Here is a 21,987-nt window from a genome sequence, read left to right as displayed (position 1 = left end):
GTATTAAAGCGAAAAAATCTCCCAAATAAAGACACATTGGTAATTGAAAAATGAATAAGAACTGCTATAAAACGATTTTTAGTCAAACCCGTGGTGAAATGATTGCTGTTGCAGAAAATGTCGCAGCTGCAGGACAAGCCTCAACACAGAATAATAAAGCGGTTGATCTTGAAACACCAGTCGTTGCTTCTGAAAAAAGTTTAGCTTTAAAAGTTCTTTCATTTTCATTGATGCTGATTACAGGCACTGCCCTGATCAATGCATCTATTGGTGTATCGCACAGCAATGTTGTTGCAGACTCGAATGCGGCAGGCAATCAGCGTCCAACGATATTGAACAGTGCCAATGGCACAACGCAGGTGAATATTCAAACCCCAAGCAAAGCTGGGGTATCGGTGAATCACTACCAGCAATTTGATGTGAATCAGAACGGTGTCATTTTAAATAACAGCCGCCAAAATACTCAAACGCAGCTTGGGGGTTATATCCAAGCCAATCCGTGGCTTGCAGGCGGTGAAGCCAAAGTCATTGTTAATCAGGTGAACGGCAGCAATCCAAGTCACTTAAATGGCTATGTAGAGGTCGGTGGACGTAAAGCAGATGTGATCATTGCCAACCAAGCTGGGATTAATGTCGATGGTGGCGGTTTTATCAATGCAGGTGGGGTGACTTTAAGTACCGCCAATCCGAATATTCAAAATGGACAAGTGACAGGTTATCAAGTCCGTGACGGGGTGATTAACATCACAGGTCAGGGCTTGGATGCCAGTAAAGCCGACTATACCCAGTTACTCAGCCGTGCTGCACAGATCAATGCGGGGATTTGGGCTAAAGAATTGACGGTGGTTGCTGGACAAAATGATATTGAAGTTAATCCGCAGGCTGGTGCGATACAGGCGGCTTCGGGGTTGGCAGGCACTGTGCCACAGTTTGCCATTGATACCAGTCACTTAGGCGGAATGTATGCGGGCAAAATCAGTTTAATCAGTACCGAACAAGGGGTTGGGATTAACAATGCAGGGCAAGTGTTTGCTTCAGCCGGGCATATTAAAATCAGTGCCAATGGCGAGCTGCAAAATAGCGGTGCAGTAGTTGCAGAAAATAAAGTCGATAGCACCCCAGCGAGTTTAAATCTTCAAGCAAAAGATTTAAACAATAATGGCAAGATATTAAGTCTAGGCGATCAACGCATTCAGGCTGAAAACGTCAACAATACCGGCCTCATTAATAGCCAAGGTTTAACTCGTATTGATGCCAGTCAAGGCATCCAAAACGTGGGTACAGGTCAAATCTATGGTGACCATATTGCCCTGCAAGCCGCGCATCTTCTCAATGCAGAACAGCAAACCAATGGCGATGTCAAAGCAGGCACGATTGCGGCACGTCAACGCTTAGATATTGCAGGCGGAAAAATTGAAAACCGAGAACAAGCCTTAATTGCCAGCGAAGGTGCGCTGACTGTTGGTGGACAACTCAATGCAAACCATATGGCAGAAGGCTCTGCCGCATTATTAGACAATGCCAGTGCACGTATTCAATCCGTGGGTGATATGTACTTAGGCGTGGATATTTTGACCAACCGAAATTTGCATTTCAGTTCAAGTGTCAAAGAAATACCAGAAACCCGCAAAGATGTGACCGCTTATCAAGGTGCTGGAAGCGCTGAAATTCTTGATTCATCGCATATTACAGGTCGTGGCAGTTATGACAGCATTTATCTGGATGGTCAAAAATATGAAGACTATACCCGATATATCTACAACCAGTACGAAACCCAACACTATGTGGATTCCAGTGCACCAGCGGAGATTATTTCAGGTGGCACACTGACGCTAAAAGGCCAAAGCCTGACCAATGACAAGAGCCAAATTCTAGCGACGAAAGGCATTAATATTGAACAAAATGAAGTGAATAATATTGATGCTGAGGGTGAGCATCGTGTGATTAAAACGGGGACATCACAGTATCACTATGTAGGTTGGAATACATTAGGTACAAGTAAACGAAGTAAGTGGAACAGTGTTAAACCCTATAATCCAGCTGATATCGTAACGCCAATAAAACTTGATGTGGTGAAATATGATGGTGCTCACCAAGGCACATTAAATGGTGATACCTCAGAACTCAGCTTACCGCTGCAATCCTTATACAGCGTTAATAAAGAAAATAATAACCGCCCTTTGATTGAAAGCAGCGATGCCTTTACCAATTATAAAAATTGGTTAGGCAGTGATTACATGCTGCAAATGTTCGCGACCAACCCACAAAATATGCAAAAACGTTTAGGGGATGGTTATTACGAGCAAAAACTGGTCAATGACCAAATTGCACAACTGACGGGTCAAGTTTATTTAGATGGTTATACGAACTTCGAGGATCAATTCAAAGCCTTGATGGATTCTGGGGTAAGTGCTGCCAAAGATCTTAATTTAAGTGTTGGAGTGAAGCTCTCAGAAGCACAGATTGCTCGATTGACCAGTGATATGGTGTGGCTGGTGACAGAAACCATTACCGTTGATGGCGAAAAAATCCAAGTCTTGGTACCGAAAGTGTATGTTGCGGTACAGTCGGGGGACTTAAACAACAAAGGTGCCTTGATTGCAGGCGAGACGGTCAATTTAAAACTGAGTGGGGATTTAAACAACCAAGGCAGTATTGCTGGACGCCAATTGGTGAGTCTTGAAGCCAATAACATTAATAACGTGGGTGGCTTAATACAAGGTCGAGATGTCTTTGCGACAGCACACACCGATATCAATAATATTGGTGGGACAATGACCGCCAATCAAATCCTTGCCCTTGATGCGGGCCGAGACATTAACAACATCACCACGACGATTAAAACTGAAAATAAGCACGGTTTAAGTGAATTTAGCGCTGAAAACATTGGCCGTGTTGCTGGGCTGTATGTACAAGATGCGGATGGTCAGCTGGTTGCCAATGCCAAGAATAATATCAATCTGACTGCATCAGATCTACAAAGCCAAGGTAGCATTGCGATCCAAGCGGGACAAGACCTGAATCTTTCTACGGTGAATGTCAGTCGCAGTGATTTAAGCTCAGCAGGTGACAAGGATCAGATTCTGAATGCTTCGAGTCGAGATGTAGGGACGCAGATTCAGGCGAAAGGAAATATTTCCCTGCAAAGTGGTGCCAATACTCAGATTAAAGCCAGCACCTTGAACAGTACGTCGGGCAATGTAGTGATTGATGCTGGACAAAATGTCTTGATCGAAAATGGACGAGATGAACGCAGTTCTCAGCTTGCAGCCCAAGAAAAAGGTGGCTTCTCTACAACAGATAAAAAAATCCAATCTTCGACCAGTCAATCGATTGCAACCGACATCCAATCGGGTGGCAATATCCTGATCAATAGCCAAACAGGAGATATTCAAGCCACGCACCTGCAAGCTGGTGCGAAAGACAGCATTCAAATTACGGCAAACCAAGGCAATGTAAAACTTTTGTCAGATATTGATACTGATATAAAGAGCACGGAAACAGCCAAGAAAAATACAATTCAATTTAAAAACCGTCAATCAGGATATATCGACGAAGATGTTGCACAAACACAGCTCAAAGCTGGCAAAAATGTTGATATCAATGCCGGTAAAAATATCGAGCTGCAAGCCAATGATATACAAGCTCAAGACAATATTTATATTGGCAATAAACAATTCGAACGCCAAGCGGATGGCAGTTTAAAATCCAAAGATGGTAATGCCCTGCCCGAAAATGTCAGTCTGACGACATTAGAAACCAATGATCAGCAATGGGATGAAACCCAAAAAGGTTATCGTGGCATTGCCAAAGACTTAATGAAAGTGACTGCTGTTGGCTTAGCGGGTATTGAGGCTTTAGCTCCGGGATTAAAAGCACCGAAGATCACGATCGGAGAATCATCGAGCACACGGACTGAGCAAAGAACACAAACAGGGACCGATCTTGGTGCCAATAATGTCTATGTGGGTTCAGCAGGTCAAACGACACTGACCAGTAGCAACATTGATGCACAGAACACGGTCTTAGCGGGCAAAAAAGTCACGCTCGATGCAGCAGAAGAACAACACAAAACTGTTACGTCAAACAGCAAAGAAACGGTACAAGGTCTTGGGGTTAAGCTGAATAAAGACAGCATTCGAGTGGGCGGCTTTGTACTTGAAGACGCAGAGAATACCGTTAAAACTACAGCCACAACGCATAAGTCAGGCAATATCAATACTGAAAATTTAACAATTCAAGGTGCAGAAGGTGTAGATATCCTCGGCCAAAATATCACAGCGACAGGTGATACGATCATTGATCATGGTCGAGGAAATCTTAACATAGGCGGTTATGAAAATAAAACCACCACAGAAGAAAAGACTCATACTGAAACCATCAGTACAGAAGTCGGCATTCGCAATGCCTATTTAGATGCAATCTTAGCGGTAGAAGCTGTTGCAGATGCAACTAAAGCCTTATCTAAAGCTAAAGATGATTATAGCCAAGCACAACGTGACTATGCAGCGGGTCGAATTACCAAAGGAGCCTTAGATGACAGCAAAGCCAATGTCGCAATGGCAACGGCCAATGTGGCAAGTGCACAGATTGCTGTAGGGGCAGCAGCCGCATCTGCGGCTGCAAGCAGTGCAACCTATGGCTTTACTATTGGTGCCAATGGTGAAAGGATTGAAACTACGACGACCACGAATACAGAACAAAGCCAATGGCAAGGTAGCAACTTAGATTTAAATAACCTTCAGCTTAAATCAGAAGGCCAAGACATCAATATCCAAGGCAGCCGAGTGAATGCAACAGGCACCACGACCTTTGATGGCAGCAAAGACCTCAATGTGACTGCAGGCGTCGAGCATAGTAAACAGGACAGCAATAGTAAAACCAATAGCCAAAGTGTGAGCTATACCTATGGCGGTGGCGGCAGTGCTTCAATAGGCAAGCAAACCAGCCAATCACAAAACGAAAGCCTCACCCACGTAAATAGTGAAGTTGTGCTGAATCGTACTGAAGGTGCAATAGACAAACTGAATATTCAGGGCGGTGAGGTTTCTATCGCTGACCGAGGTAATCTACAAGTAAATCAGATCCATGTAGAAAGCTTGCAGGATACAGAGACTAGCAGTAATAGCAGCAAAGGCGGAAATATTGGCTTAGGTTTTGGTTCTAACGGTAAAGCCAGCAATATCAGCGCTGGCTATAACCAAAGTAAGGGCAGCATTGACAGTGCATGGGTAAATGACACTAGTAAGCTGCTGATTGGCAATGCGCAGAACGATGCTGATCTAGATGCGATGGGTGTTAAAAATATTACCAGTATTGGTGGTGTGATTGCCAATGCGACGAAGAATGAAGACGGCACATTAACGGATCACGGTAAGCTGAACTATTCAGGCGAACTTGCGCTGAAAGACATAGAAGATCATAACTACAACAGTAGCAGTGGTTTTAATGTATCAACGACGATAGGCAAAACCACGAACAACAAAGATGGAGAAAAATCCAAATATCCAAACGGTTCAACCACCATTGGCCTTAACAGCAGTGGACAAGAAACAGAACAATTGACTAAGGCAACGATGGGTCAAGGGACTGTTGCAAATGCCTCAGACAGCACCAATCGGGACATTAATAATACGCAAGAAATTACTCGTGACCAAGTGACGGGCATGCTGGATGGTTCTGTGACGGTTGATCAGCGTTTACTGAGTAAGAGTGGACGGGCGGAGATTATTCAAGAGCAGAAGGAATTACCTGAAAATTTCCGTCAAAGTGCTGAAAATATTGTGAAGCAAATGCCTGAGGGAGAATATAAAGAGAAGGCTTTACAAAGTTTAAATAATATACAAGCAAAACTTTATAGTTTACCAGCAGATTTTGAGGGTTTAGAGGAATATGGGCAGCAAGTTGCAGGGGAGCTATTGAAAAATGGTCTTGAAATTAAAGAGGTCGAAAAGATTATAGATACAGATAATTATTGGTATGCAATTCAAAAATTATCTGCTGTCCAAGAACAATTAGATATTTTGAGTCAGAATGGTAGTGGCATTGAACAGATTCTTAATTCTGAGCTCTCTAAAGAGCAACCAATAGTCAACTCAAACTCCTTAATTAGTATATTAGCTGAAAATACAGATAGTTCTCTTGCTGTAAAAGAAACGGATTTACTAGGTTTTAAATTTTTACATGCGGCAGCAGAAATTAGTAAAAATATAGAAAAAATTTCTGTAGATAGTGGTGTTGACATTGAAAAAATACAACTTGCTGCTAGCGTGTTGTTAGGAGGGCCTGTAAAAGCAACAGCAGGATATATAGTTAATCAATTTAGTGGAGAATATATTGATTATGCTACAAATGCGGTATCAGATCATTTAGTAAAATCACTCTACGGACTTTCAGATGGTCTATATGATGATTGGAGTCGGTCTGAAAAAATTAGTGAGTTGAAACAGCTTGGACTAAGCGATGATGATTTTCAACGAAGTCTTAATTATGCGGAATCACTGCAAAATGCAAAGCTAGGTGCTACTTTTATTGTTGGTATAGCTGCTGAGACACTAATTTCAGGGAAAGGAAAAGCTAAAAATAGTGATGAAATATCAGTAAAACCTACTGTTCCTGATTATGTTACTCGTAATGATCATGATTTTTCTGCTACAGAAAATTATAAAGGTAAACCAAAAGCTTACATAAATGACAAAGGTGATTTGGTTGCTGCAAACCCTGAAGGAACAGGATCTGTTCAATCTCATATTAGAGGTGGTAATTCTGAGAATACACCATACATTTCAACAAGTGATCCAGCAATAGCTATTGATTCTAAAAATTATGGTGGTGAGCAAATTAAGATTGATACGAAGCGATTGCAGGAAGATATTGATGCAGGTAAGATTTCTGGTAGTCAGATTGTGACACATACCGAAGTTAGAAAGGAATTACAATCTAAAGTCGATGCAGCTCAGGCGAAATATGATCGTAATCCTAGTAAAAAAAATCGAGATAAATTAAGAGATGCAAATAAAGATTTGAATCATGCTATTAGAGATGGGGAATGCTTAATCAAAGGTTGTGTTCCATCAGAATACATAAAGAAATAGTTTGTAAGGAGTATAGAGTTGGAACAGAAGATTATAGACTTATTAAATGAGATTCCTGATAGTGTCAATTATACAGATATAGCAGAGGACTTAGATGCTGAAGATATTTCAGTTAGCCGTATAGAACAGTTAAGAGAATTATTAACAAATTCGGATGACTATATTGTATTCCAAGCTGCTAAATTGTTGACATTTTGGGGAGATGATTATGGTTTTAATGCTTTAACTGCATTATTTGAAAACAATAAATTAAATGGTTTTATTGATCATAGGCTAAATGGTTATGATGATACATTGCAACATGTTCTTAGAGCATTTATTCGTTATTGGGCTGATAAATCTGACCATGGTCTAGGTACCTTAACAAGAAAAAAATTGTTTCCATATATTGTCAAAATAATAGAGCTTGCTAATACTCAACCTTTTGGAATAGATTCTTTATTTGGTTTAATAATCGATGAGGACTTCAAAGAATATATTCCATTTTTAAAAGAACATTTAATTTCAATCATTGATCATCCAGAAATACATGGTTGGAAAATTCATGATGTTATTGAGTTATTTTTAAAAATTGAACCTGATTTTGTATATAAATTATTGGATGAAAAAGGAAAGACGTTAAAGGATTTTAATTTTTGAAATTAATGTATCGACCAGTATTGGTATTCCACAAAAGGGAACTAAAGAAGCTTCTACAGCTCCAAAAGGTTCAACGACCATTGGTATCAATAGCAGCGGGCAAGAAACAGAACAACTGACCAAGGCAACCTTAGGTCAAGGTACTGTGACGAATGTGAAAGATACGGTAATCCCCCCTAAAAATAATAGGATCTAAAAGTAGAATTTTCTCTTAAGATACGAGCAGGAGATTCTGCATGAAAACATCTAAATTTACTGATAGTCAGATCATGTCCATCTTGAAACAGGCAGAATCTGGCACACCTGTAGCGACCCTTTGCCGTGTACACGGCATGAGTAATGCTACCTTTTATAAATGGCGTGCCAAATATGGTGGTATGGATACATCATTAATGGCTCGACTGAAAGAGCTAGAAGCCGAAAATACCAGACTTAAAAAGATGTATGCGGAAGAGCGATTAAAGGCCGAAATCATCCAGGAAGCGATGGCAAAAAAGTGGTAAAGCCATCTTGCCAGCGTAAGATGGCACAACAGGCAGTTGCCCAGCATGCCATTAGTATTCGTTTGGCTTGTAAAGCATTTGGCATTAGTGAAACCTGCTACCGCTATCAAGCCAAACTCAGCGATGACAATGCACTCATTGCTGAACAGCTCATTGAACTCACTGAGGAAAATTCCGATTGGGGCTTTGGTTTGTGCTTCTCGTATTTACGGCATGTTGAGAGTTGCTGCTGGAATCACAAGCGGGTTTACCGCATTTACTGTGAGTTGGCACTGAATCTGCGTATTAAACCGAGAAGAAGACTAAAACGGCATGCGCCTGAACCATTGAAAGAACCAATCCGAGAAAATCAGGTTTGGTCATTAGATTTTATGCATGATCAGCTTTCCGATGGTCGCAAGTTTCGATTATTGAATGTGATTGATGATTACCGCCGCGAAGGCCTAGCCATTGAAGCAGGGTTCTCATTGCCCACAATCAGGGTTATTCGTACGTTGAATCAATTGCTGGAGTGGAGAGAAAAACCGTTAGTGATCCGATGCGATAATGGTCCCGAATTTATCAGTCACGAATTTGTGCGCTGGGCTACTGAGCATGGTATTCGTATTGAATATATTCAACCGGGTAAGCCACAGCAGAATGCGTATATTGAACGCTATAATCGGACCATACGTTATAGTTGGCTGAGCAAGCATTTATTTGATACTTTGGATGAAGTACAAGATTATGCAACAAACTGGTTGTGGCATTACAACCATGAAAGACCACATCAAGCTAACAAAGGAAAGCCACCTCTAATGGCTGCTTAACCTCTGCTTTTAACTTCGGTTATTTATGGGAGGATTACCATACCACCAACCGTGATATCAACAATACCCAAGAAATTACTCGTGATCAGACCACAGGTATGCTGGATGGTTCAGTAACGATTGATCATCGATTACTGACAGAAGCTGGACGACAGGAGATTATTCAAGAACAGAAGGATTTGCCAGAGAATTTCCGTCAAAGTGCAGAAAATTTAGCACAAGCCTTACCAGCGGGTGAGTATAAAGATAAGGCTTTACAAACACTAAATAATATTCAGGCAAGGCTTTACAATTTACCAAGTGAATATAAAGAAACGGGTGTAGTTGGTGACAAAGTTGCAAGTGAATTGCTCAAACGAGGGATAGAGCCAAAAGAAGTTGAAGCTTTATTTTCTAAATTAGATTTTTTCTATGCAGCAAAAGAGTTTAGTGAAATTCAGAGTCAACTAGATACATTAGCTCAATCTGGTGTTGATTTAGAAACGATTTTTAAACAACCTAAAATAGGCGTAAATGAACAAGAAGTAATTTATGCGAAAGGAACTGACATTGAGACAAAAGTTACGACCCAAACCACAGTTGGTATGACGATATTAAGCAATATTGCTGATTTAGGAAATAATATAAAGCAGATTAGTGAAGATACTGGAGTTGATTTAGGTACTGTTCAACTTGCGGTAGGACTAATGATTTCAGGCCCAGTCCGTTTAGCAATTGAGACAGGAAAATCTTTAGCTTTAGATAGTGCGGTAGGAGCTGAAATAGCTCAAGGATTTGATGCGCTGGCGACATCATTAACTGCCGCCGCTCATGTTACCAATTCAAATACGATTAATAATTGGACTAATTCAGAGAAAGTTAAAGAAATTGAAGCCTCAACATCTGAAAATAAATTAGATGAATTGAAATTTGCAAATGAAATTGAAAAAAATAAACAAGGTGCAGAATATTTAATTAATGCTGTGGCTGGAGTTGTAGGTGCTGGAGTAGGTAAAGGTGTCACTAAGGGGAAAGATGCTGATATTGAAATAAATCAAAAGCAATCTCTTGATGTGGGATGGGTTGATAATTATGGAAATCAAAAGAAAGTCACTGGAGATGGAACCGTGGCTAGAGATCATCAGCCGTCTAAAGCTGCATTATTAAAGAGAGCTGAAGACTTAAAGGAAGCGCCCTTAACTCAAGCAGAGAAAAATCGTATTATTAATGAAGGAATGAGTGTAACTGTACCAAATGAGGTGCATGCCGCAGGTCCAACCTATGCAGGAAAAAATAATAAAGGACTCATTGAAAATGATGCAAATGATTTACAAGCAGCACAAATTAGGGATTCTGAGGCAATGATAGATAATGCAAAAAAATTAACGCCTGAGTACGTTACAAAGTTGCAAGAAGCATGTACTACATTGAGCTGTAAAAATAATGCTGATTATGATAAATTTTTGAAAAATATTATGGATGAGGAGGCGAGAAAGAATGACAAATAAGTTTATTGATCATTTAATATCACTGTTGGGTAAGTCAAATATTGATGAAAAATTAGTTGATTTTTTTGTTAAAAATCAATTTGTGAAAAGTCAAGAGGAAATTAAATTACCAATTTATGATGAAGATGGTGATTTATTGGATGAGTATAATTTTTATATTAGTAAATATGATGAGGGATTGGGTTTTATATTTACTGATGAGTCTTTTTATTTAAATCAGGAGGACAAACCCATAACTGGTGAAAAAATATACTTAACGACTATATTTTTTTATAATGATGGTGTGGAAGGCTTTTCTCAATATAAACAAGAACTGCCATTTAATTTAAAATTTTCAATGAATAAAGCTGAAATTGAAAATATGTTAGGAGTGCCATTATTTATTAAGAATGATGATGGCGTGGTTAGAAGCCAAAAATGGAAAATTGAAGATATTCCATTTACAATATATATTTCATATAACAATATAGGTGAGATTAGATATATTTCATTAAGTATTCCTTACTGATTTAGTTAAAGTCGTTCCTACCCTATTTTGAATAAAAAAGCGGTTCTTTATTTAAAATGGAGCTACATTAATAGTTTTTAAGGTAATCCTTCAATAAATAACCGAAGTTAAAAGTAGAGGTTAAGCAGCCATTAGAGGTGGCTTTCCTTTGTTAGCTTGATGTGGTCTTTCATGGTTGTAATGCCACAACCAGTTTGTTGCATAATCTTGTACTTCATCCAAAGTATCAAATAAATGCTTGCTCAGCCAACTATAACGTATGGTCCGATTATAGTGTTCAATATACGCATTCTGCTGTGGCTTACCCGGTTGAATATATTCAATACGAATACCGTGCTCAGTAGCCCAGCGCACAAATTCGTGACTGATAAATTCGGGACCTGAGATACCGTCTTGGTAGTCAATCAGGTTTTGAGATTATTCGACCACTAAATAATCTCTTCGATAGGCAGTCTGATGTTTTAAAACGCCATAACACAGATGTATAAGCTTGCGCATTGCAGCACCTAAAGCACACATTTTATTTTTACCCTGGCTTAATAATCGTTGATATAAAGCTTCAATGTGTGGATTATATTTAATCGCTGTTAATGCCGACATATACAATACTGAGCGTATTTTACTGTCACCTGCTTTTGATAAGTGACTTTGCTTGTTGACTGAACTGCCAGACAACTGATGTACTGGAACCAAACCTACATATGCAGCAGCTTGACTTGCTTTTTCAAACTTGTGCGAATGAAATAACCCCAACAGTAATAAGCCTGATCGTTCACCGATTGAAGGAATAGTTTGCAGTAATTTCAAATCCTGTTTCAATGTTGGATCTTGATCTATGTGATTATTTATTAACTTATCAATATGTTCAAGTTGCCGATTTAAATAGGCTTTGTTGCATAAACATTTTGCAAGGCACTGATTTTTAAAGGTTTGTGAAAATTTCAACCTAAGAATAAATTTAATAAAATCATATTCTTAGGTATTTGTGCAACAAAGCCGATCCGAATCGGAAGCCAAAAAGCTTTTGGGGCAGATTATTAGGACGGAAGTGAATTCATAGTAACTGTCCAAATGAAAGAAGAATCAGTGTCCTTTACGATAAGAATATGCAATTTATCTAAGAATTATATTGCTGAATAAGCTTTTAAGAATATAGGTTTGGGCAATAAAGCCTTTAAATTCTATTACTGAATAAACCCTAAGTGGCCGATTTGGAATAGGAATGAGTGGTAGGGTGCGAATAGGAATAGGTGGTAGGTTTATGCTGGAATATGCATTGAGTCCAATCCTTGATCGTGGAGACTATTGTATTAGAAACAATAGCAGACCTAAAAGGCTTTACTGGTATCCATTGATTATTCAATAACATTAAATAGAGCCGTGAGACGTTGAAAGGCTCACAGAGTGGGAGGTAAAGTATATCCTCATCTCTCGTAAAACAGCTGACGAAGTCCGAGATAGAATCATTGCGTCAAAAAAAACGTGATATTTGAGAACTAAAAAAGAAGTGGTACTCCTACTGGTTACTAAAATTAAAGTATATTGAATAATAAATTTATAAAACAATACTTTACAAATCTATATGATGCGTAGTGTACGCATCATACATAAAGCGTTCTATTTTGATATAATTGATCCAATCAACCCATTGTTAGGTTTCATTTAAATTCCATGAGTCTTACTGAAATTAAAGTTCGCCAAGCTCATTGTAAGGAAAAAACCAGTTTTTTATCCGATGAAGATGGGCTTAGCCTGAAGATTGAGCCGAGTGGAAGAAAATCTTGGTGCTATCGCTATACAGATCCACAAACTAAAAAACGTCGACGCATTCAGTTAGGTCGTTATCCTGATTTATCGCTGAAAAAGGCACGACAAGTCAGAGATGACTTTAAAGACAATGATTTCTGTTTTGAACAAGATACTGCCTCTAATGTCATCACCTTTGGTAAGGTCGGGGAGGAGTGGTTACAGTTCAAACTGAAAAATGCCTTCAACGATCTACCCCGCTGTGGTGTACTACAGTTAGCAGAAAGATGCTTACAGCAAGATATTTATCCAGACCTTCAGGATCTACCTTTTCAAAACATCAAGCGTTATGACCTGGTTTCAGTAATCAAAAAAATAGAGGGACGCCAAGTAAAAGAACCTGTCAAGAAAGCTTGTAGTTATTTGAACCAAATTTATGACTACGCTGTAGCGATGGGTTATTGTGAATTCAACATCGCGCATGGTTTAAATAAAATCGCCATTAACAGTAAAATCAAGAAAAATTATCCGTATTTGAAAGCGGAGGATATATCTGATTTTAAGTATAAATTACAAAAATTGGATGCCCATCCGATTATTAAAAAAGCACTGCTGTTCAAATTACATACTGGCGTGCGAGGGGCTGAATTGTTATTGGCTGAGCCTCATCATTTTGATTTAAATGAAAAAGTCTGGAAAATACCTGCCTTGCATATTAAACAGTTTCGACGAAAAGTCATATTAGGCCATGAGATTCCCGACTTCTTAGTTCCACTTTCAGATCAGGCTTTAGATATTTTAAAAGACGTCATGCAATGGTCATACGGTGAAAAGTACATTTTTGCTAGCCCACGGAAACATAATCAACCGATTCATTTTAATACATTAAATATGGCTATACGTAAGATGGGCTATGGAAAACATCAATTATCCTCTCATGGACTACGTTCCACTTTTAGTACCATTTTGAATGACTCAGGTTTGTTCCAGGATAACTGGATTGAGGCACAACTTTCACATATTGATAAGAACCGTACCCGTGCCAGCTATAATCACGCTGACTATTTAGCCCAGCGGACTGAAATGATGCAGTGGTGGGGTGATTATTTAAGTACTGCTAAGTGAAAATCGTACTTTTATACATAGACTTAAAACATTATGGGGTTTCAAATGGATAGTAAACAATATACTTGCCGTGTTACATGGTCAGCAGAATATAATGAGTATGTTGGGTTGTTCGAACCACAAGCACTAGCCATTTGTTGTAATTCAGCTTTAAGCGCCCTTAATTCTTTCATGCGTTTATTCACTAGTGCAAGTTGCTGATCAATTAATGCATTAACGCTAGAGCAGCTTTCTTCTGGCTTATTTTTTAATTCGATAAGACGTTTAATATCATTGAGTGATATATCTAGGCTGCGACAATGCTTTACGAATTCCAATTGTTTAAGTGCTTTGCTATCATACAGCCTGAAATTACCTTCTGAACGATTTGGATTTAACAGAAATCCTTCTCTTTCATAATATCTAATCGTTTGTATTGAACAGCCCGATTTTTTTGACAATTCGCCTATTTTCATCAATTTCCCCCAGACATTTGACTCTATAGTTACTATAGAGTCTATAGTATAAGTATGCAACGAAAAGGATATATAAAAAATGACTGAGAAATATTTAAACAATACGAATATCGTTAATTTTGAACACAAAGATATCCAATCCTTGATCGATCAACGTAGGTGGAAAAACTTGGATAACTTCAACAAAATTGGTGCCGCTTATCAGTTTGTAAAAGATGAGATTTTCTTTGGTTATAATGAAAGCGATGATATTGCAGCAAGCGATGTGCTAGCAGATGGTTATGGACAATGTAATACTAAGGGTAATCTGTTAATGGCACTATTGCGTGGACTAGGCATTCAATGCCGATTTCATGGGTTTACCATAGACCAGCAACTACAAAAAGGTGCTATCCCAAGCTATGTATTTTGGTTAGCACCTAAATACATCATTCATAGTTGGGTAGAAGTTTACTTTGAAGGGCGTTGGATAAACTTAGAGGGCTTTATATTGGATGAGCAATACTTAAGCTCTCTACAGGAGAAATTTGACCAAGTAAAAGATGATTTTTGTGGTTATGGTGTTGCAACAAAGTGCTTTTCATCACCAGATACAGATTGGCGTGGAGAAAATACCTATATTCAAAAAGAAGGTATTCATGATGACTTTGGGCTTTATGATTCCCCTGATGAGTTCTATCTCGAAAAAGGGACTAACTTGTCGGGGTTCAAACGCTGGATATATCAACGCTTGATACGTCACTTGATTAATATGAATGTATCAAAACTAAGAAATAGAAAAGTACTAGAGGTACAAAATGCACAACCATAATCATAGTCATCAACATGGTAAAGATGACCGTATTGGTTGGGCATTTTTCCTTAATGTGACATTCACTATTATCGAATTTATAGGTGGTTGGCTCACTAACAGTACGGCGATAATGGCAGATGCAGTTCACGATCTTGGTGATAGTCTTTCAATAGGTTTTGCGTGGATTTTAAGTCGTTTTTCAGATAAAGAAGCATCAGATAAGTTTAGTTATGGTTATCGTAGACTTACTCTCTTTGGCGCATTGATAAACAGTATTGTTTTAATCATTGGCTCAATTTGGATTTTATTTGAAGCAATTCCAAAGCTGTCCAATCCTGAAATGCCTGTAGTCGAGGGGATGTTAGGGCTAGCGATACTCGGCGTTGCCGTTAACGGATATGCTGTATTAAAATTAAAAGCGGGTGAAACATTAAATGAGAAAGTGCTGACATGGCACCTTCTTGAAGATGTACTTGGATGGGTTGCCGTTCTTATAGTCTCTATCGTACTGTTGTTCGCTGAACTGCCGATATTAGATCCCCTTTTATCAATAGGGTTCACGCTGTTCATCTTGTTTAATGTTTTCAAAAACCTGAAATCAACACTCGTTTTATTTCTTCAAGCTGCACCCGATAAAGAGACTCAAAAGCGTATTAAACTATCACTAATGGAATTTCCTGAAGTTAATGGTATCCACCACATGCACTTTTGGTCACTAGATGGTGAAAGTCACGTTTTAACAGCGCACCTTGAGCTGAGTGACAACTTTGACGTTAAAGAATTAATTAGGCTTAAACAAGAAGTTGCAGCTAAATTATCTTCCTATCATTTATCGCATACAACGATAGAGTTTGAGTTTTTAAATGAAAATTGTCGGGATGAAGCGCAGTAAGCTTTATCAATAAAATGTTGGGCATACAATATTAAAAGCAGCTTAATTAGGCATAACCTAGTAATTAAGCTGCTTTTTTTGATTTTAAATTTCGTCGGATTGCTGTTTGCTACTCTCAGAGCCATGCGCCCATTGATATAAAATAGGCAATACAAACAAAGTTAAAATTGTAGAAGATACAATACCGCCGATAACAACTGTTGCTAGTGGTCGTTGTACTTCTGCACCAATTCCAGTGTTTAACGCCATTGGAATAAAACCTAAACTTGCGACCAGTGCCGTCATTAAAATAGGTCTTAAACGAATGATGTGCTGAGTTTCCATCATTGTCTTGGCTTGATGCGGATCAGTCTAAAGCATTCTCAGGAATAGAGGAGCTCGTTGCTGATGTTGTCGCTGATATGATTAGCAATAATGAAAAAGTTCCTACACCACTCTCCGGGAAAATATAGTAGGCAGTTTGTTGTCCTTGTTCTCAGTGGTTCAACAAAAACTAGCCCTCGAAGCCGCAGAACGTGGCGTGGACATAAATTGTTTAGTATCAGTAAAAAGAGCGATGTAATTTTAGTACGAGTGAGTGATAGAGCAGGAACCTATGCTTCATATATTCAGTAAATGGTATGTTTTTGAATTAATAGGTATTTTTAAATAAAGCTTTCTTTGATTTAGTGCTTTTTATTTAATAAATTAATTTTAAAAACAACTTAGGCTAATTGATAAACACTATCTGGAAAGATTAAAAGAAAATATTTTTTAATTTCTGCTAATTCATTTAAGGCAGGTTCCCTTTCAAGCAGTTGAAATGTCCAAATAAGTACAGCCTGATGATTATCATAGCAAGTATTTACTCCAAGAAAATTAGCCATTCCATAACTTCTATTGATGTTCATTTCTTTAATTAATTGATTTCCTAAGTCACGAGCTTGCTGGCTGATCAATAACTCATTTGGTAACACGGCGGTCATCTCCACAAAATAATCTAATGCAGGTTCAATCCTTATATTTAAAAAGTTATAATTTAGTTGAAATGGATAAAATATACTTTCTATAAGTTGTAATAACCTGCTGTAGGTTAATTTTAGCAAAGTATTACTCAGTCAACAACTTCAAATAACCCACAGCAAGTTATTTTTTGTAAATTAATTTAAATATGATTACTTGTAAGTTATCTAGCCTCATGGGCGATAGAAAAATTTTAAAATTAAGTGAAGTGGTGCATGCAACAGGTATCAATCGCAACACGCTCACAAGTATGTATTATGACCGTGCTGTACGTATTGAATTACCAGTCGCCGATAAGTTGTGTAAGTACTTTAACTGTACGATGAATGATTTGTTTGAGTTTAAGGAAGAAGTTGAAGAAAAAGATTAACTTAATACTTCGTTTGATAAGTTTTTCGAAGAAAAAGACTAGCCAATACTTAGTTTGATAAGTTTTTCTCTGCAGATCTAATATTGAATTTTATAAAATATCATTACAAACAGAGGTGGTTCCACTTGTTTGAACAACTAAAAGCGTATTTATAAGTGATATTCCGCTCTAGTTAAGCCACCTTGTTTTGTTGGGGTAGCTGATCATAGTAAAACTCATTTGGTGTCATTTTGTCTAGACTCGAATGAGGTCGTTTCAGATTATAAAACTCAAAATATGCACTCAATTGCTTTTTCGCATCTGTGACACTGCTATAAGCTTTGAGATACACCTCTTCATATTTAACGCTCCGCCATAATCGTTCAACCATCACATTATCTACCCATCGACCTTTACCATCCATACTGATTTGAATGCCATTTGATTTCAATACATCAATAAATGCATCACTGGTGAACTGACTGCCTTGGTCTGTATTCAATATTTCAGGTGATCCATATTTTTCAATCGCTTCATTTAAAGCCGAAATACAAAAATCCACCTCCATACTAATCGATACCCTATGCGCAAGTACCTTGCGGCTATGCCAATCAATCACAGCACATAAATAAACAAAGCCTTTTGCCATAGGGATATACGTTATATCAGTAGACCACACTTGATTACTGCGCTGAATAGCCAATCCTTTGAGCAGATATGGATATTTACGGTGAGCTTGATTAGCCTGGCTTAAATTTGGTTTGCAATATAACGCCTGAATACCCATTTTCTTCATTAAAGTACGTGTATGACGTCGTCCTATATGATGCCCTTGACGATTCAACAAATCACGCATCATACGACTGCCTGCAAAAGGATATTGCATATGTAATTCATCAATACATCGCATCAGCTTCAGATCTGATGAGCTAACAGGTTTTGGGCGATAATAATAACAACCACGAGAGACTTTCAGTAACTTAGCTTGTTTAGATACTGAAATCTGAAGTGAGTGATCGATTAACTTTTGTGGTTGAAGCGGCCCAGTTTCTTCAACACACCTTCTAAAAAATCAATTTCTAATGCCTGCTCACCGATTTTTGCATGTAACTTTTTAAGATCAATGGGAGGTTCTGATGGAGCTTTTGATTGATCGAAAGCTTGTGAGGAAGCTGAGATCAATTGATTTTTCCAGTCAATAATTTGGTTTTGATGAACATCAAACTCAGAACTCAATTCAGCAAGTGTTTTTTCTGCTTTGATCGCAGCAAGTGCTACCTTAGCCTTAAAGTCGTTTGAATGATTTCTTCTTGGTCTACGTGCCATAAAATACTCCATATATTGATGTTTATAACATCATTTGAGGAGCAGAGTATCACTTATAGGAGTTGTTCAAATTTCCGGATCCATCTCTAAGTGAGGAGGAAATGACTCTTACTATTCAGATGTTGTTTCAAGCTTTTTTTGATTGATAGAGTTTTATGTATTAAACTCTATATTGAAAGTAAATATATTGTAAAAATAGTATGTTATTTACTAATTGATTAAATTATTTACACTTATTCTGTATAATGCTCTATGAATTCATTACTTATTTTTTTAAATTAAAAATCATATGCAAAGCTTAAATGATGAAGAGTGTCGCCAAGTTGAAAGTGTAAAACAGCTTTTACAAAAAAATTTTAAAGATAAGCTTTATGCTATTTATTTATATGGTTCGTATGTTGATGGTGGTTTAAAACATAAAAGTGATCTTGATATTTTAGTTATTATTGAACGTGAAATTACCGATCAGGAAAGAAAACAATTAGCGCAGAATTTTCTAAATATATCTGTTCCGATTGGTCATGCTACAGCGCGTGCCTTAGAAATTACGATATTAGAAAAAGGGAGTATTACCAATAAAAATCATCCATATACATATCAGCTACAATATGGCGAGTGGTTGAGAGAAGAATTACTCAAAGGTGAATTACTTTATAGTCAATCTGATCCAGATATTAGTATTTTACTTAAAACTGCCCAATTACATAACATTACTATCTTTGGACCTGATATTTGCGATTGGTTAAATCCAATTAGCTATGAACAATTAATATTTGCCATGCAAAAAACTTATCCACAAATTATTGCTCATTGGAAAGACGATCAGGATGAATGTAATCAAATTTTAGCGCTATGCCGTATAGCTTATACATTAGATCATAAAACAATAGTTGCCAAGGATGTTGCTGCGACATGGTTTTTAGAATTCTTAAGTCAGATAGATCAAGACATTTTGCAACTCATAATAGATGAATATATTGGGCAAGGTCATGAGCAATGTTGGTTAGTTTTACATGATCAGCTTGCTAAAATTGTTAAAGAATTACAGCATAAAATTGAACCACTACTTTTTAACTGATGTGGAAGTAATGGATATGCTTCTTAGATTATTACCTCACTATATCTCTAAATACCGAAGAGACTTGATATTGCAAAGGGGGGCGTGGTTGGAGTTGCATGAAGATTTTAAATAAAAGCGGAGGAACTAGGGTAAAAGTTGCCAAAAAGTTTCTTCTGAAATGACTTTTATATTATGACGTTTAAGCAAAGCGGAGGTAACTCCATTGCCATAGATCTTATTCCCATTAAATTGACCATCGTAAATCATTGAACTACCACATGAAGGGCTATTTTCTTTAAGCACTACCAGAGTAGCTTTTAATAATTGAACTTTTTTTAAAGTTCTATATGCCCCTTCAATATAGATTGAAGTCACATCCTTTCCTGATTTTTCAATTACACAGGCTTTTCCATCTAAGACATCATCGCCATTACCTCCCGAAATCTCGGCAGGTTCGCGTGGTGTTGATAAACCGCCAAGAATCTCTGGACATACCATAGTAGCTTTTCCATCTTTGACTAATTTTTCGATTTTTTCGTTTAAGCTATGCGTCCCGTTATAACGTACCTTTAAGCCAGCCAGACAAGAACTTACTAAAATCATATTTCCTCTATGAAAAAGATATGTATCGATTTGCTATTTAGCCAGTACCTATTATTTTTTAAAATTAATAGGTTAGTGCTATGGATAAAACAAGAATTTAAATATGATCAATGCAAAGTGAGTTATTTTTTTTCTAACCCACAAAGCTTATAGATTAGTTTGATCCTTTTTGTTTAGAAAATTTATCAACAGTGATGTGTGCTGAATTAGCAGGAGACTTTCACTTGGGAGATTCTAGGCAGCTAACCGATAAAAGTCTTCTGCCATTTGATTTGGTGTCTTAAAATCCAAGCCTTTTTGAATTCTTCGCTGATTATAAAATAACTCTATATATTTTGTAATATCCGCTTTGGCTTCTTCCCTTGTTTTGTAGTTGCGATGATGGACTAGTTCATTTTTGAGTATGCCCCAGAAACTCTCTATCGGTGCATTATCAAAGCAGTCGCCTTTTTTGCTCATTGAACCCTGAAAATCAAATTTCTCAAGTAAGTTTCGATATTCATTACTGCAATATTGGCTGCCTCTATCTGAATGTACAATGAGATCTTTAGCAGGTTTCTGATTGCGAATAGCCATATTCAATGCATCACAAACAAGCTTGGCTGTCATGCGCTCATTTAAGCTATAGCCAACAACCTGTTTCGTGTAAAGATCTTTGACAGCTGCCAAGTACAACCAGCCCTCAGCCGTCCAAATGTAGGTAATGTCACTCGACCACGCAAGATTAGGCTTCGTCATTGAAAACTGTTGCTTGAGTAAATTGTCATAAATAGAACGGTTGTGATCACTGTTCGTGGTTCTTTTGAAACGCTTATGGCGCTTACAATACAACTGATTTGATTTTTTTATTTGGCGCACAGCATACGTACTTATTTTGATACCTTGCGCTTGTAAATGCTTGGTTAATCGAACATAGCCATAGCTTTGTTTGGTTTCTTCATGGGCTATTTTGACCAAAATTGTCTGCTGATTTCGCTGAATTGATCTTTTACTCATGCCTCGCTTTAGCCAATCATAAAAGCGAGAAACGGATACACGAAGTAATCGAGCCATTAAAATAATCGGAAATAAGTGGCTTTGCGATTTCATATAGGCGTACCTCACTGACTTTCTTTGGCAAAGTACGCTGCTGCCTTTTTTAAAAATTCACGTTCCATTTCAGCTGTTTTGAGCTGTTGTTTAAGCTTCTTATTTTCTTCGAGTAAGGCGTTTAGATCGGGCGAATACTGTTTTGTGCCTGCTAAAGTTCCAGCCTTTGCTTTGTTATTCCAGTTCGAAAGGGTTTGCATTGAAATGCCAAGTTGTCTAGCGGATTCCGATACATTACCTTGGTTCTCTTCAATGGCTTTTATGGCTTCAGCTTTAAATTCTGCGGTGTAAGTCTTCTGTTTCTTGCTCATGGTAAACTCCTAATGAGTATGTATAGTTTACCAAGTTAAACCCTCCTGTTTTTTAAGCACACATCAATAGAGTGGGAGTGACGGGCACTGGCTGGCAATGTCTAGCAACGGCAGGCATTTCGGCTGAGGGTAAAAGAACTTTCCGCTAAGCGATAGACTGTATGTAAACACAGTATTGCAAGGACGCGGAACATGC

15 protein-coding genes and 5 pseudogenes are annotated in these 21,987 nt (G+C 37.9%); 12 read left to right on the top strand and 8 right to left on the bottom strand.

The features are described 5' to 3' along the window. The first annotated feature begins 50 nt into the window (after positions 1-50). The 5 genes from FTT71_RS07245 (at position 51) to FTT71_RS07225 (ending at position 11,040) form a co-directional block, all read left to right on the top strand. Positions 51-7,094 carry a hemagglutinin repeat-containing protein gene (locus tag FTT71_RS07245; RefSeq protein ID WP_179989050.1) on the top strand — a complete coding sequence of 2,348 codons (7,044 nt, stop codon included), beginning with the start codon at positions 51-53 and terminating at the stop codon, positions 7,092-7,094. A gap of 18 nt (positions 7,095-7,112) precedes the next feature. Continuing rightward, the gene (locus FTT71_RS07240; RefSeq protein WP_154320123.1) at positions 7,113-7,733 is read left to right on the top strand and encodes a hypothetical protein; all 621 of its coding nucleotides are present in this window, start codon (positions 7,113-7,115) and stop codon (positions 7,731-7,733) included. A 236-nt stretch (positions 7,734-7,969) separates the two neighbouring features. Then, positions 7,970-9,045 (top strand): IS3 family transposase gene (locus FTT71_RS07235; protein ID WP_179991387.1). Its coding sequence is split into 2 segments (ribosomal slippage): positions 7,970-8,222 and positions 8,222-9,045, totalling 1,077 coding nucleotides; the frame shifts between segments, so codons are not numbered across the junction. Positions 9,046-9,143: 98 nt separating this feature from the next. Beyond that, the gene (locus FTT71_RS07230; protein ID WP_179991388.1) at positions 9,144-10,532 is read left to right on the top strand and encodes a hypothetical protein; all 1,389 of its coding nucleotides are present in this window, start codon (positions 9,144-9,146) and stop codon (positions 10,530-10,532) included. Continuing rightward, entirely contained in the window at positions 10,522-11,040 is a 519-nt protein-coding gene (locus FTT71_RS07225; protein WP_179989170.1) for a hypothetical protein, read from the top strand. The genes FTT71_RS07230 and FTT71_RS07225 overlap by 11 nt, the downstream gene beginning before the upstream one ends. Positions 11,041-11,160: 120 nt before the next feature. On the opposite strand, the pseudogene FTT71_RS07220 reads toward FTT71_RS07225, so the two are convergent. Together FTT71_RS07220 and FTT71_RS07215 are read right to left on the bottom strand one after the other, a co-directional pair. Further along, positions 11,161-11,424, bottom strand: a pseudogene (locus FTT71_RS07220) (integrase core domain-containing protein); the annotation flags it as partial. Between the two features lie 33 nt (positions 11,425-11,457). Further along, positions 11,458-11,934 (bottom strand): annotated as a pseudogene (locus tag FTT71_RS07215) (transposase); the annotation flags it as partial. A gap of 490 nt (positions 11,935-12,424) precedes the next feature. On the opposite strand from FTT71_RS07215, the pseudogene FTT71_RS13380 reads away from it, so the two are divergent. After that, a pseudogene (locus FTT71_RS13380) lies at positions 12,425-12,526 on the top strand (recombinase); the annotation flags it as partial. Between the two features lie 185 nt (positions 12,527-12,711). Then, a complete protein-coding gene (locus FTT71_RS07210; RefSeq protein WP_005245164.1) occupies positions 12,712-13,911 on the top strand; it encodes an integrase arm-type DNA-binding domain-containing protein in 1,200 nt (399 codons plus the stop codon). Between the two features lie 41 nt (positions 13,912-13,952). Here the strand turns inward: FTT71_RS07210 and FTT71_RS07205 are convergent, their stop codons facing one another. Next, positions 13,953-14,366, bottom strand: coding sequence for a Cd(II)/Pb(II)-responsive transcriptional regulator (locus FTT71_RS07205; RefSeq protein ID WP_179989169.1), 414 nt, complete (start codon positions 14,364-14,366; stop codon positions 13,953-13,955). A gap of 79 nt (positions 14,367-14,445) precedes the next feature. Here FTT71_RS07205 and FTT71_RS07200 point away from each other — a divergent pair, with 79 nt between their 5' ends. Further along, complete coding sequence (locus FTT71_RS07200; protein WP_005245162.1) at positions 14,446-15,177, top strand: transglutaminase family protein; 732 nt, start codon at positions 14,446-14,448, stop codon at positions 15,175-15,177. Then, the gene (locus FTT71_RS07195) at positions 15,164-16,051 is read left to right on the top strand and encodes a cation diffusion facilitator family transporter (RefSeq protein WP_127800877.1); all 888 of its coding nucleotides are present in this window, start codon (positions 15,164-15,166) and stop codon (positions 16,049-16,051) included. The genes FTT71_RS07200 and FTT71_RS07195 overlap by 14 nt, the downstream gene beginning before the upstream one ends. Positions 16,052-16,135: 84 nt before the next feature. Here the strand turns inward: FTT71_RS07195 and FTT71_RS07190 are convergent. Beyond that, positions 16,136-16,360: pseudogene (locus FTT71_RS07190) on the bottom strand (efflux RND transporter permease subunit); the annotation flags it as partial. Between FTT71_RS07190 and FTT71_RS07185 the strand changes: the two are divergent. Then, a pseudogene (locus tag FTT71_RS07185) lies at positions 16,360-16,503 on the top strand (antitoxin HicB); the annotation flags it as partial. The pseudogenes FTT71_RS07190 and FTT71_RS07185 overlap by 1 nt on opposite strands. 252 nt (positions 16,504-16,755) lie before the next feature. On the opposite strand, the gene FTT71_RS07180 reads toward FTT71_RS07185, so the two are convergent. Next, on the bottom strand, positions 16,756-17,007 hold the full coding sequence (locus FTT71_RS07180; protein ID WP_004658363.1) for a hypothetical protein: 252 nt from the start codon (positions 17,005-17,007) through the stop codon (positions 16,756-16,758). A 194-nt stretch (positions 17,008-17,201) separates the two neighbouring features. Between FTT71_RS07180 and FTT71_RS07175 the strand changes: the two genes are divergently transcribed. Then, positions 17,202-17,423: a helix-turn-helix transcriptional regulator gene (locus tag FTT71_RS07175; protein ID WP_004658364.1), complete on the top strand. Its 222-nt coding sequence runs from the start codon at positions 17,202-17,204 to the stop codon at positions 17,421-17,423. Between the two features lie 172 nt (positions 17,424-17,595). Here the strand turns inward: FTT71_RS07175 and FTT71_RS07170 are convergent. Next, positions 17,596-18,740, bottom strand: a protein-coding gene (locus FTT71_RS07170) for an IS3-like element ISAba14 family transposase (RefSeq protein ID WP_099046175.1) whose coding sequence is annotated in 2 segments (ribosomal slippage) — positions 17,596-18,476 and positions 18,476-18,740 — 1,146 coding nt in all. Because the reading frame shifts where the segments join, the coding sequence is not laid out codon by codon here. 277 nt (positions 18,741-19,017) lie between these two features. On the opposite strand from FTT71_RS07170, the gene FTT71_RS07165 reads away from it, so the two are divergent. Next, on the top strand, positions 19,018-19,806 hold the full coding sequence (locus FTT71_RS07165; RefSeq protein WP_038350081.1) for an aminoglycoside adenylyltransferase domain-containing protein: 789 nt from the start codon (positions 19,018-19,020) through the stop codon (positions 19,804-19,806). Positions 19,807-19,932: 126 nt separating this feature from the next. On the opposite strand, the gene FTT71_RS07160 is transcribed toward FTT71_RS07165, so the two are convergent. After that, the gene (locus FTT71_RS07160; RefSeq protein WP_077170035.1) at positions 19,933-20,391 is read right to left on the bottom strand and encodes a DUF523 domain-containing protein; all 459 of its coding nucleotides are present in this window, start codon (positions 20,389-20,391) and stop codon (positions 19,933-19,935) included. 234 nt (positions 20,392-20,625) lie between these two features. Beyond that, a protein-coding gene (locus FTT71_RS07155) for an IS3 family transposase (RefSeq protein WP_119285041.1) occupies positions 20,626-21,791 on the bottom strand; the annotation gives its coding sequence in 2 pieces (ribosomal slippage) (positions 20,626-21,533 and positions 21,533-21,791; 1,167 coding nt in all). Between the last annotated feature and the right edge of the window lie 196 nt (positions 21,792-21,987).

It is taken from the genome of Acinetobacter sp. YH01004 (assembly GCF_013420455.1).
Lineage (GTDB): Bacteria > Pseudomonadota > Gammaproteobacteria > Pseudomonadales > Moraxellaceae > Acinetobacter > Acinetobacter towneri.
This window is presented reverse-complemented; position numbering and strand designations above follow the sequence as displayed.

Bases quoted from the DNA above. Each gene is read 5' to 3' on its own strand.
- FTT71_RS07210 (WP_005245164.1), top strand. From the start codon at position 12,712: ATGAGTCTTACTGAAATTAAAGTTCGCCAAGCTCATTGTAAGGAAAAA.
- FTT71_RS07225 (WP_179989170.1), top strand. From the start codon at position 10,522: ATGACAAATAAGTTTATTGATCATTTAATATCACTGTTGGGTAAGTCA.
- FTT71_RS07165 (WP_038350081.1), top strand. From the start codon at position 19,018: ATGCAAAGCTTAAATGATGAAGAGTGTCGCCAAGTTGAAAGTGTAAAA.
- FTT71_RS07205 (WP_179989169.1), bottom strand. From the start codon at position 14,366: ATGAAAATAGGCGAATTGTCAAAAAAATCGGGCTGTTCAATACAAACG.
- FTT71_RS07245 (WP_179989050.1), top strand. From the start codon at position 51: ATGAATAAGAACTGCTATAAAACGATTTTTAGTCAAACCCGTGGTGAA.
- FTT71_RS07230 (WP_179991388.1), top strand. From the start codon at position 9,144: ATGCTGGATGGTTCAGTAACGATTGATCATCGATTACTGACAGAAGCT.
- FTT71_RS07160 (WP_077170035.1), bottom strand. From the start codon at position 20,391: ATGATTTTAGTAAGTTCTTGTCTGGCTGGCTTAAAGGTACGTTATAAC.
- FTT71_RS07195 (WP_127800877.1), top strand. From the start codon at position 15,164: ATGCACAACCATAATCATAGTCATCAACATGGTAAAGATGACCGTATT.
- FTT71_RS07175 (WP_004658364.1), top strand. From the start codon at position 17,202: ATGATTACTTGTAAGTTATCTAGCCTCATGGGCGATAGAAAAATTTTA.
- FTT71_RS07200 (WP_005245162.1), top strand. From the start codon at position 14,446: ATGACTGAGAAATATTTAAACAATACGAATATCGTTAATTTTGAACAC.